Raw genomic sequence first — 11,582 nt, forward strand, 5'->3', positions numbered from 1 at the left:
CTTTGTGAAAAAAATCAGCTTGTTAGGAGCTACTGGTTCAATTGGAATTCAAACTCTTGACGTGATTGAAGCCCATCAAGAACAATTTAAGCTTGTAGCCATGTCTTTCGGAAGTAATTATCAATCTGGAAGGGAAATCATAAAGAGATTCAAACCTGAATTTGTTGCTGTTAAGGATAAAGAAACATATGAAATCCTTTTACAGGAGTTTTCAAATTCTGATGTGAAGTTTGGTTATGGACAAGATGCGCTTATTGAAGCTGCCATTTATGATGGAGTGGAATGTTTAGTCAATGCAGTGGTTGGGAGCGTAGGACTTGTTCCAACGCTAAAAGCTATTGAAAATAATATAACAGTTGCACTAGCAAATAAGGAGACGCTTGTTACCGCAGGGCATTTAGTTACAGAGCATGCCAAAAAATATAAAGTTGATTTATTGCCAGTTGACAGTGAACATTCTGCTATTTTTCAATGCTTACAGGGTGAGAATCCGAAGGCAATCGAGCGTCTGATCGTGACAGCATCCGGCGGGAGCTTTCGTGATAAAAAAAGGGATGAGCTTGTTGGGGTTACTGTTGAACAAGCTTTGAACCATCCAAACTGGTCGATGGGTGCGAAAATCACGATCGATTCTGCTACGATGATGAATAAAGGGTTAGAAGTGATTGAAGCCCACTGGCTCTTCAATATTTCCTATGAAAAAATCGATGTTTTATTACATAAAGAAAGTATTATACATTCCTTAGTTGAATTTAAAGACAGCAGTGTTCTTGCTCAGCTAGGTACACCAGATATGAGGGTTCCAATTCAGTATGCTTTAACCTATCCAGATAGAATGCCATTAAAAAATTCTAAAAGATTAGAGCTGTGGGAAGTTGGCAAATTACATTTTGAAAAAGCAGATTTTAACAGATTCCGATGCTTAAAATTTGCCTTTGAATCAGGTAAAATAGGAGGAACAATGCCGACTGTTTTAAACGCTGCAAATGAAGTAGCTGTTGCTGCATTTTTACAGGGAGATCTTTCATTCCTTCAGATTGAAGATTGTATTGAAAGAGCGATGGATCATCATGTTAATATCGCCGATCCTTGTTTGGAGCAAATTCAAGAAGTTGATCAACTAACACGTAATTTTGTACAAACATTAATCTCATAAAGGTGGTCATACAAAAATGAATACAGTGATAGCGTTTATCCTCATTTTCGGTGCCCTTGTTTTTTTTCATGAGCTAGGACATCTCATCCTTGCAAATCGTGCCGGCATTTTATGTCGAGAATTCGCGATTGGATTTGGTCCAAAGATTCTCTCTTTTAAAAAGAATGAAACAGTCTATACCATTCGTTTATTGCCTATTGGCGGATTTGTAAGAATGGCCGGCGAGGATCCTGAAGTGATTGAGGTAAAGCCTGGTCATAATGTAGGCTTGCTTTTTAACCAAGAGAATAAGGTTGAAAAGATTATTTTAAATAATAAAGAAAAATATCCTCAGGCACGCATCATTGAAGTGGAGAATGTTGATTTAGAGCATAGCATGTTTATATCCGGCTATGAGCATGGGGAAGAAGAGTTTATCAAGCGATTTGAAGTTAGTGAAACGTCATACTTTATTGTAGATGGTCAGGAGGTTCAAATAGCTCCGTATAACCGTCAATTCCAGTCAAAAACAGTTGGACAGAGAATTGCAGCTATTTTTGCAGGGCCATTCATGAATTTTTTACTTGCGTTTGTCATTTTGTTTGCACTAGGCTTAATTCAAGGAGCTCCTGTCAATGATCCAAGATTAGGAGAGTTAACAAGTGACGGTTCTGCAAAGGAAGCTGGGCTGCTGGAAGGCGATGTTATTCAGTCAATTGATGGACAGCCTACATCCACTTGGGAAGAGGTTGTTACCATTATTCGTGATAATCCTGAAAAAGAACTAACCTTTGAAGTAGAACGTGATGGAGATATTCTTACCTTTGAAGTTGTTCCAGAATCAACGAAAGTAGGCGAACAAACGATGGGGAGAATTGGTGCCTATAATCCGGTAGATAAATCGTTTGGAAGCTCGTTAAAATATGGCTTTGTCGAAACTTATACATGGACAAAGGAAATATTAATCGGATTTGGTCATTTGGTGACCGGCCAATTTTCAATTGATATGCTCTCAGGTCCAGTTGGGATTTATGATATGACAGACCAAGTTGCAGAATCTGGAACAATCAATCTGCTAAGATGGGCAGCATTATTAAGCATCAATTTAGGAATTGTCAATCTATTACCGATTCCTGCATTAGACGGCGGCCGCCTGTTGTTCTTATTTATTGAAGCACTTCGAGGAAAGCCAATTGATCGGCAAAAAGAAGGAATTGTTCATTTTATTGGCTTCTCGTTATTAATGCTGTTGATGCTTGTAGTGACCTGGAATGATATTCAACGATTATTCCTTTAAAAATTAAAAAAGTTTGAGATAAAATAGAGGTGCTCGTTATGAAACAAAGTATGACGTTTATTCCTACCCTTAGAGAAGTTCCAGCTGATGCTGAAGTAAAAAGCCATCAGCTTATGCTGCGGGCAGGGTTTATTAGACAAAACACAAGTGGTGTTTACAGCTATTTACCTTTGGCACAAAAAGTATTAAAGAAAATTGAAGCAATTGTCCGAGAAGAAATGGAAAAAGCCGGTGCAGCAGAATTATTAATGCCAGCTCTCCAACAAGCAGAATTATGGCAGGAATCTGGCCGCTGGTATTCCTATGGACCAGAGCTAATGAGATTGCATGATCGCCATAACCGCGAGTTCGCATTAGGTGCAACACATGAGGAAATGATTACCAGCTTGATCCGTGATGAGGTTAAATCATATAAACGACTTCCGCTTGCCTTATATCAAATTCAGACGAAATTCCGTGATGAAAAGCGTCCCCGTTTTGGTATATTGCGCGGACGTGAATTTATTATGAAGGACGCCTATTCGTTCCATGCAACATCGGAGAGTCTGGATGAAGGTTATGAAAAAATGTTTACAGCCTATCAAAATATTTTCACGCGTTGTTCACTAGATTTCAGAGCTGTTATTGCAGATTCCGGGGCTATGGGTGGAACTGATACCCATGAATTTATGGTGTTATCAGATATCGGTGAAGATACGATTGCTTATTCCGATACGTCACAATATGCAGCAAATATTGAAATGGCGCCAGTTATTGCTACGTATGAAAAAAGTACTGAAGAGCTGGTGGATTTAGAAAAAATTGAAACTCCTAATCAAAAGTCAATTGAAGAAATCACAGATTTTCTACAGGTATCAAAGGAAGAGTGTATCAAATCTGTGCTGTTCAAGGTTGATGATCGTTTTGTTTTAGTGCTTGTACGTGGAGACCATGAAGTTAATGATATAAAAGTAAAGAATCTCTTTGGAGCATCGGTTGTTGAACTAGCTGAACCAGAAGATACGAAGACGGTGATGAATTGTGCGCCTGGCTTTATTGGCCCTATAAATGTATCTGAAAGTGTTGAAGTGATTGCAGATCATGCTGTTGCTGCAATTGTAAACGGAGTTTGCGGAGCAAATGAGGAACAATTTCATTATAAAGGGGTTAACATTGCACGAGATGCGGCTGTGTCGCAATTTGCTGATCTCCGTTTTATCCAAGAAGGGGACAAATCTCCAGATGGTGAAGGTATCATTAAATTTGCCAAAGGAATCGAAGTTGGACATGTATTTAAGCTTGGTACTAGATACAGTGAAGCAATGAATGCTACCTTCCTGGACGAAAATGGCCGTACACAGCCAATGATTATGGGTTGTTATGGTATTGGGGTTTCAAGAACATTAGCTGCCATCATCGAACAGCATCATGATGAAAATGGTATTGTATGGCCAGAAGCTGTGGCACCATTTCAAATTCATGTAATTCCAGTAAATATGAAAAATGATTCACAAAGGAATTTATCAGAGAAGCTTTATCAAGAACTTTACCAAAACGGATACGAAGTTTTGCTTGATGATCGTGGGGAACGTGTTGGTGTTAAATTTGCTGACTCTGATTTAATTGGTCTTCCTGTTCGAATAACCGTTGGTAAAAAAGCGGAAGAAGGCATTGTTGAAGTGAAGATTCGTAAAACAGGTGAATCATTTGAAGTTACCGTTGAAGAGCTTTATAATAAAGTGAAGCAAATTCTTGGCAACTAAAAAAGGTTACAGTAAGCTGCAAAGCATGATAAAATAATACAAGTGTAATACCGTGAAGAGGCTGACTCGAAAAAATAGACATGACTTTATATACACTCGTTGTTTATAAATCCTTGTCTATTACAGGAGGCAGCCTCTTCAATTGTGATAACGATTATCCAAAAAGTAACATGAGTTAAATCATTTACGTATTTTACTAGAAACCATGAAACGAAATTAGTAGTGGGGGAGGGGAAAGATAATGGGCACTGATCAGACTAACCAAATCGAACGATTTCAACTACTGCTTCAGCAGATAAACTTAACTGAAGATGCAGCAGTTGTCCATTTTAGAAACGGTACAATTGCCAAGTTGACCGTTCATAAACAAACAAAAAAATGGCATTTCCATTTTCAGTTTGAAAAAATTCTTCCTTTTGATGTGTATCAGCTGTTTCACAGCAAACTAGTCAAGGCATTTTCTCATATTGCAGATGTTACATTTACAATTGAATCAAGGGATCAGACTTTCGATGAAAAATTGATCCAGGATTATTGGTCAATTTGTATTCAGCAAATGGACGGGATATCACCACCAATGCTTGCCCTTTTAAATGAGCAAATACCATCTGTACAAGGAGTAAAGGTCATCGTTAAAACGAAGAACGATACCGAAGCTTTAACAATCAAACGAAAATATGCACCGCTAATTCAAGCGAGCTTCCAGCAGCTCGGGTTTCCGATTTTTCAGTTGGATACAACTGTGGCCGTAACAGAAGAGGAAATTAAGAAATTTAATGAACAAAAGCTGCTAGAAGATAAGGAAAGAGGCTTGCAGGCACTCGTAGATATGGAGAATGCTGACAAGGAAGAAGCTAATCCAACTGAAATAACGGGTCCATTGACAATCGGTTATACGATTAAAAATGATGAGGAAATTAGAACGCTTGCTTCTATAGAGGATGAAGAAAGAAGGATTGCAATTCAGGGATATGTGTTCCATGCTGAAACAAAAGAGTTAAGAAGTGGACGAACACTCCTCACATTTAAAATTACCGATTATACAAGTTCCATTCTCGTTAAAATGTTTGCGCGAGATAAAGAGGATGCGGGATTGGTACAAGCTGTAAAAAAAGGTATGTGGCTTAAGGTGCGAGGGAGTATTCAAAATGACACCTTTGTTAGAGACTTGGTGATGATTGCAAATGATATCAATGAAGTAAAAGCAATTGAGCGAATTGATCAATCACCTGAAAATGAAAAACGGGTTGAGCTCCATCTTCACTCACCAATGAGTCAAATGGATGCCGTAACATCAGTTAGCAAGTATATTGAACAAGCTAAAAAATGGGGCCATAAGGCAATTGCTCTAACCGACCATGCAGTTGTTCAATCCTTTCCTGAAGCCTTTTCAGCAGGAAAGAAAAACGGCATAAAGGTGTTATACGGAGTCGAAATTAATTTAGTAGATGACGGAGTACCGATTGCATACAACGATGATAATCGGTATTTACCTGAAGAAACCTATGTTGTTTTTGACGTGGAGACAACTGGTCTTTCTGCCGTATATGATACGATCATTGAATTGGCTGCTGTAAAGGTGCGCGGCGGGGAAATCATTGACCGTTTTGAATCATTTGCAAATCCCCATCATCCATTATCGGCGACGACCATTGATTTAACCGGGATAACCGATGATATGGTTAGAGATGCACCAAATGTCGATGAGGTGTTGCGTAAATTTAGGGATTGGATCGCAAATGATATTTTAGTCGCACACAATGCCAGCTTTGATATGGGATTTATTAATGTAGGCTTTAAGAAGCTACTTGGTGAAGAAAAAGCTAAAAACCCTGTAATTGATACATTGGAGCTGGGAAGGTTCTTGTATCCTGAATTAAAAAATCATCGACTAAATACTCTTTGTAAAAGATTTGATATTGAATTAACCCAGCACCACAGAGCGATCTATGATGCTGAAGCAACGGGATATTTGCTTATTAAGATGTTAAAGGATGCCGAAGAAAAGGGTATTGTCTACCATAACCAGTTTAATGACAATATGGGTAAGGGGAATGCCTATCAAAGGTCACGTCCATACCACGCAACAGTTCTTGCCATAAATGAAAAGGGCTTGAAAAACTTATTTAAACTCGTATCCATCTCTCATATCGAGTATTTTTACCGGGTCCCGCGAGTTCCGCGGTCTGTTCTAAATAAATTTAGAGAAGGTTTAATTGTTGGGTCTGCGTGTGACAAGGGTGAGGTCTTTGAAGGGATGATGCAAAAATCTCCTGAAGAAGTTGAAGAGATTGCTGCTTATTATGATTATCTAGAGGTCCATCCATTAGAGGTTTACCATCATCTTATTCAATTAGACTATGTGAAGGATGAACATGCCCTGCAAGAAATTGTTACGAATATTATAAAGCTTGGTGACAAACTGGAAAAACCGGTTGTTGCAACAGGAAATGTCCATTATTTAAATCCGGTTGATAAAATTTACCGAAAAATATTAATCAGTTCTCAAGGTGGTGCCAATCCGCTAAATCGTCATGAGCTGCCAAATGTTCATTTTCGCACAACCGATGAAATGCTTAATTGTTTCTCGTTCCTTGGAAAAGATAAAGCAAAGGAAATTGTCATAGAGAATCCAAATAAAATTGCCGATATAATTGAAGAAATTAAACCGATTAAAGATGATCTTTACACACCTAAAATTGAAGGTGCAGATGAAGAAATACGGGCAATGAGCTATTCAAGGGCAAAAAGCATTTATGGAGAGAATCTTCCTGAGATTGTCGAGGCTCGATTAGAGAAAGAGTTAAAAAGTATCATCGGTCATGGGTTTGCCGTTATCTATCTTATTTCACATAAGCTCGTTAAAAAATCACTTGATGATGGGTATCTCGTTGGTTCACGAGGTTCTGTCGGTTCATCATTTGTTGCAACCATGACGGAAATCACAGAGGTAAATCCGCTGCCTCCACATTATGTTTGCCCTGATTGTAAGCACTCAGAGTTTTTTAATGATGGTTCTGTCGGCTCAGGTTTTGATTTACCTAATAAAGAATGCCCGAATTGCGGGGCGCAATACCAAAAAGATGGACATGATATTCCTTTCGAAACCTTCCTTGGCTTTAAAGGGGATAAAGTTCCGGATATCGATTTGAACTTTTCAGGTGAATATCAACCTACCGCCCACAACTATACAAAGGTCCTTTTCGGTGAGGACAATGTTTATCGTGCAGGAACAATTGGTACAGTTGCAGAAAAAACTGCCTATGGTTATGTAAAAGGCTATGCAAATGATCATAATCTCACCTTAAGAGGAGCAGAGATAGATCGTCTTGTTCAAGGTTGTACAGGGGTGAAAAGGACAACAGGGCAGCATCCTGGAGGAATTATTGTTGTCCCTGATTATATGGACATCTATGATTTTTCCCCGATTCAATATCCTGCTGATGCAACAGGATCTGAATGGCGGACGACTCATTTTGATTTCCATTCCATTCATGATAACTTATTGAAGCTTGATATCCTTGGACACGATGATCCAACCGTCATTCGTATGCTTCAAGATCTGAGCGGCATCGATCCAAAAACAATTCCGACAGATGACCCAGAGGTTATGAAAATATTCAGCGGTACCGAGTCATTAGGTGTCACAGAGGAACAAATAATGTGTAAAACAGGAACCCTTGGAATTCCAGAGTTTGGTACGCGATTTGTTAGGCAGATGCTTGAAGATACAAAACCAACAACCTTCTCTGAACTTGTCCAAATTTCAGGACTCTCGCATGGTACTGATGTATGGCTAGGAAATGCACAAGAATTAATTCACAATAATATTTGTACACTAAGCGAAGTTATCGGCTGTCGTGACGACATCATGGTTTATCTTATCTATCAAGGTCTAGAACCTTCTTTCGCCTTCAAAATTATGGAGTCTGTCCGTAAAGGAAAAGGGCTGACTGAAGAGATGGAAGAAGAAATGAAAAAGCAGGAAGTACCAGCCTGGTATATCGACTCTTGCTTGAAAATAAAATATATGTTTCCTAAGGCGCATGCGGCAGCATATGTTTTAATGGCTGTTAGGATTGCTTATTTTAAAGTACATCTTCCATTACTCTATTACGCAGCATATTTTACTGTTCGTGCTGATGATTTTGATATCGAAACTATGGTAAAAGGGTCCACTTCTATTCGGGCCAAAATCGAAGAAATTAATCAAAAGGGATTGGATGCTGCCCCTAAAGAAAAAAGCTTACTAACCGTTTTAGAATTAGCGTTAGAGATGTGTGAACGAGGATTTAGCTTTCAAAAAGTAGACCTTTACAGATCTAGTGCAACAGACTTTATTATTGATGGGAATAGCTTGATTCCGCCATTTAATTCTATTCCTGGCTTAGGAACAAATGCAGCATTAAATATTGTGAAAGCTAGAAAAGATGGAGAATTTTTATCAAAAGAAGATTTACAGCAACGAGGAAAGGTATCAAAAACAATTCTTGAATATCTTGATACACAAGGCTGTTTAGATGAACTGCCAGATCAAAACCAGTTATCGCTATTCTAATTTGCATAAAAATGACGGTTATGTTATGCTTTATTTGGAAATGCTAACGATAAGCAGAGGAAAAGAGTGGGGAAACCCACTCTTTCGTATTGTAATCGTCCTCGCAATTCGGATAGTGTAGTACATACCATTCCCTGCTCAAAAGGCAGGGTTTTTCAGCAATTAAAAAGGAATTAAAAACTGCTGTTTTAGTCGCAGAAGCTTGTATTTCTAAAATAAAAAGTTATTGAACTTAGTTTTAGTGTCTAGCTACAGCGCCTAGCGATTAATGAACTTCACACTCCTCGCATGCGTAAGTCAACATCGAATCGCTCTCGCTCTTCTTGTTTCCTTTGCCGCACTTTAACGTGCAGTATTGGAGAGAAAAGGTATAGCAGTATGTGTTGACAACACTGCCCGTAAAGGTCTGATAAGTCTCGCTTTATCTCATACGGAGTGATCCAGTTCATAAGTCGCTGAGCAGGCGCTTCCGCTTTTCTTATAAGGAGGAAGAGAATGAGCAAAAGAGTTACGGAAATTGTCGAACAATTAGTTACACCAATTTTAGATGAAATGAAATTGGAATTAGTCGACATTGAATATGTGAAGGAAGGCTCTAATTGGTTTCTTCGATTATTTGTTGATTCCGAGACAGGTATTGATATCGAAGAATGTGGAATCGTAAGTGAGCGATTAAGCGAAAAGCTTGATGAATTAGATCCCATTCCACATAATTACTTTTTAGAGGTATCATCACCAGGTGCGGAGAGACCGCTAAAAAAAGAAGATGACTTCAAAAAAGCAATAGGAAAACATGTCCATATTAAAACATATGAACCAATTAATGGAGAAAAGACATTAGAAGGTGTCTTAGCTGATTTTGACGGTCAAACGGTTACAGTAACAGTAACGGTAAAGACTAGAAAAAAACAGGTTGAAATCCCTTATGAGAAAGTGGCCAAAGCAAGATTAGCCGTCACATTCAACTAATGAAATTGTTATCTCCAGGGATCTGACTTACAAATCCGCTCACGGTCACAATATCCTGCGAATGAATCATTCTTATCATTATCTAAAAGAAGTATGGAGAAGCAATAGAAATTTTATTTAGCTAATTTTTTAAGGGGGAAGCCGTTGAAATGAGTAGTGAATTATTAGATGCCTTAACGATATTGGAAAAGGAAAAGGGCATTAGCAAGGAAGTTATTATTGAAGCAATTGAAGCTGCATTAATCTCTGCTTATAAACGAAATTTTAATCAAGCGCAAAATGTACGCGTTGATTTAAATCGTGAAACAGGCACCATGAGGGTTTTTGCAAGAAAAGATGTTGTTGAAGAGGTTTATGATCCTCGTCTTGAAATCTCCCTTAGTGAGGCACAAGGAATCAATCCTAATTATATGTTAAATGATGTCATTGAAATGGAGGTTACACCAAAGGATTTCGGCCGGATTGCAGCGCAAACTGCTAAACAGGTTGTTACCCAACGTGTTCGTGAAGCTGAACGTGGTGTTATCTACAGCGAATTTATTGACCGTGAAGAAGATATTATGACAGGAATCGTTCAACGCATTGATTCAAAATTTATCTATGTGAGCTTAGGAAAAATCGAAGCATTATTACCTGTAAGTGAGCAAATGCCAAACGAAACGTATAAGCCGCATGATCGGATTAAAGTTTTTATTACAAAGGTAGAAAAAACAACAAAAGGTCCGCAAATTTTCGTATCAAGAACACATCCAGGTCTTTTAAAAAGGTTGTTTGAAATTGAAGTTCCGGAAATCTATGATGGAACAGTTGAAATTAAATCCGTTTCTCGTGAAGCAGGGGATCGCTCTAAAATTTCTGTTCATTCCGATAATCCCGAAGTTGATCCGGTTGGTTCATGTGTGGGACCTAAGGGCCAACGCGTACAAGCAATTGTGAATGAATTAAAAGGGGAAAAAATTGATATTGTCCGCTGGTCAGAGGATCCGATCGAATTTGTTGCTAATGCTTTAAGTCCTTCTAAAGTAGTAGAGGTTCTTGTCAATGAAGAAGAAAAAGCGACAACGGTCATTGTTCCTGACTATCAATTATCTTTAGCAATCGGTAAGCGCGGACAAAATGCACGTCTTGCTGCTAAACTTACCGGTTGGAAAATAGATATTAAAAGCGAATCAGATGCTGAAAAAGCCGGGATTTATCCGCTTCAATCATCTGGATCCGATATTGATGATGAACCACTTTTAACAAGTGTAAATGATGAGCTTGCTGAATAAGAGGTGAAATCACATGAACAATCGCAAAATTCCTTTACGTAAATGTGTTGTAACAGGGGAAATGAAAGCAAAAAAAGAATTAATCCGTGTTGTTCGCTCTAAGGAAGGCGATGTTTCTATCGACCTGACCGGCAAAAAAAATGGACGCGGTGCATATATCACACTCGATAAGGAGTGTATTCTCCAAGCAAAAAAGAAAAATACACTTGCTAATCATTTAAAGGCAAATATTGAAGATTCAGTTTACGAAGAGCTTCTTCAATTGGCGGAGAAGGAGAAATAATCGATAACATGAAACAGCAGCAACAATGGACGTCCTTATTGGGCTTAGCAAATCGAGCACGAAAAGTTATTTCAGGAGAGGAACTAGTTGTAAAAGAGGTTCGGCTAAAACGGGCTAAGCTTGTTCTTCTTTCTCAGGATGCATCTGCTAACACAATGAAAAAGGTAACAGATAAATGTAAGTTTTATCAGGTCCCCTTTATGATAGTAGAAAATCGCTACCAGTTAGGTCAAGCAATTGGTAAAGAAGCGAGAGTCGTTGTAGCGATAAATGATGCAGGCTTTGCTGCAAAGTTAAAAACCTTGCTCGATTAATATTCTTGGGGGT

The 11,582-nt window shown here is 38.5% G+C and carries 8 protein-coding genes; all 8 read left to right on the forward strand.

What is annotated here, in order from left to right; all coding sequences use genetic code 11:
- Positions 1–4: 4 nt before the first annotated feature.
- The 8 genes from dxr (at position 5) to ACSVDH_RS11640 (ending at position 11,569) form a co-directional block, all read left to right on the forward strand.
- Positions 5–1,156: a 1-deoxy-D-xylulose-5-phosphate reductoisomerase gene (dxr, locus tag ACSVDH_RS11605; protein ID WP_439249501.1), complete on the forward strand. Its 1,152-nt coding sequence runs from the start codon at positions 5–7 to the stop codon at positions 1,154–1,156.
- A gap of 16 nt (positions 1,157–1,172) precedes the next feature.
- Positions 1,173–2,432, forward strand: coding sequence for an RIP metalloprotease RseP (gene rseP / locus ACSVDH_RS11610; RefSeq protein ID WP_439249502.1), 1,260 nt, complete (start codon positions 1,173–1,175; stop codon positions 2,430–2,432).
- Between the two features lie 38 nt (positions 2,433–2,470).
- Positions 2,471–4,174 carry a proline--tRNA ligase gene (locus ACSVDH_RS11615; protein WP_439249503.1) on the forward strand — a complete coding sequence of 568 codons (1,704 nt, stop codon included), beginning with the start codon at positions 2,471–2,473 and terminating at the stop codon, positions 4,172–4,174.
- Positions 4,175–4,415: 241 nt separating this feature from the next.
- Positions 4,416–8,732 (forward strand): PolC-type DNA polymerase III, encoded by a 4,317-nt coding sequence (locus ACSVDH_RS11620; protein WP_439249504.1) that lies wholly within the window; start codon positions 4,416–4,418, stop codon positions 8,730–8,732.
- Positions 8,733–9,227: 495 nt separating this feature from the next.
- Complete coding sequence (rimP, locus tag ACSVDH_RS11625; protein WP_299090141.1) at positions 9,228–9,701, forward strand: ribosome maturation factor RimP; 474 nt, start codon at positions 9,228–9,230, stop codon at positions 9,699–9,701.
- 149 nt (positions 9,702–9,850) lie between these two features.
- Positions 9,851–10,972: a transcription termination factor NusA gene (gene nusA, locus ACSVDH_RS11630; protein WP_299090143.1), complete on the forward strand. Its 1,122-nt coding sequence runs from the start codon at positions 9,851–9,853 to the stop codon at positions 10,970–10,972.
- Between the two features lie 13 nt (positions 10,973–10,985).
- Complete coding sequence (gene rnpM / locus ACSVDH_RS11635) at positions 10,986–11,255, forward strand: RNase P modulator RnpM (RefSeq protein ID WP_299090144.1); 270 nt, start codon at positions 10,986–10,988, stop codon at positions 11,253–11,255.
- Between the two features lie 8 nt (positions 11,256–11,263).
- Entirely contained in the window at positions 11,264–11,569 is a 306-nt protein-coding gene (locus tag ACSVDH_RS11640) for a YlxQ family RNA-binding protein (protein WP_299090146.1), read from the forward strand.
- Positions 11,570–11,582: the final 13 nt, after the last annotated feature.

Source organism: Metabacillus sp. Hm71 (genome assembly GCF_051842955.2).
GTDB lineage: Bacteria > Bacillota > Bacilli > Bacillales > Bacillaceae > Metabacillus.

Coding starts and splice junctions, on each gene's coding strand:
- rseP (WP_439249502.1), top strand. CDS start 1,173: ATGAATACAGTGATAGCGTTTATCCTCATTTTCGGTGCCCTTGTTTTT.
- ACSVDH_RS11615 (WP_439249503.1), top strand. CDS start 2,471: ATGAAACAAAGTATGACGTTTATTCCTACCCTTAGAGAAGTTCCAGCT.
- ACSVDH_RS11620 (WP_439249504.1), top strand. CDS start 4,416: ATGGGCACTGATCAGACTAACCAAATCGAACGATTTCAACTACTGCTT.
- rimP (WP_299090141.1), top strand. CDS start 9,228: ATGAGCAAAAGAGTTACGGAAATTGTCGAACAATTAGTTACACCAATT.
- nusA (WP_299090143.1), top strand. CDS start 9,851: ATGAGTAGTGAATTATTAGATGCCTTAACGATATTGGAAAAGGAAAAG.
- rnpM (WP_299090144.1), top strand. CDS start 10,986: ATGAACAATCGCAAAATTCCTTTACGTAAATGTGTTGTAACAGGGGAA.
- ACSVDH_RS11640 (WP_299090146.1), top strand. CDS start 11,264: ATGAAACAGCAGCAACAATGGACGTCCTTATTGGGCTTAGCAAATCGA.